The organism is Pedococcus sp. P1_H8 (assembly GCF_056405175.1).
This window is the reverse complement of record NZ_JBFUCP010000229.1, coordinates 1-453: the sequence shown is the minus strand read 5'-3', so window position 1 is coordinate 453 and position 453 is coordinate 1. Positions and strand designations below refer to the sequence as shown.

Genomic DNA, 453 nt, shown 5'->3' with positions numbered 1-453 from the left:
GGAGAACCCCCGGGCGCAGTGGGCGCTCGAGCACCTCGGCCAGGTCTACGACCCGCGTTTCCCGGCAGTCGGGCAGCTCGACCGGGCGCTCGCGGCGGTCGAGGCGGTCGGCATCCCGATGACCGTCGAACGCCTCGACAACTACGGCCGGCACGTCCAGGCGATCGCCGAGTTCGACCTCGCGCACATGCCGGTCGGGTCCACGGAGGCCGCGGTCGAGTACGCGGTGCTCGGGACCGCGGTCTACGAACCCGTGCTCGCCGCCATGCGCCGCCTCGCCCACCAGGACATCGCGTCCCGAACCCTGACGGCCGAGCCGTCGCAACAGCTCCGAGAGGACACCACATGAGCGCTCCCTCCATCCTCACCTCCCCCCGGCCGTTCGCGGACCTGACCACGCTCACCGACCTCGGGGAGGGCAACTTCGGCGCCGTCGTCGACGCGGTCTGGACG

The 453-nt window shown here is 72.2% G+C and carries 1 pseudogene; it reads left to right on the top strand.

Annotated elements, in window-relative coordinates:
* Positions 1 to 349: pseudogene (locus AC1DYG_RS19730) on the top strand (hypothetical protein); the annotation flags it as partial.
* Between the last annotated feature and the right edge of the window lie 104 nt (positions 350 to 453).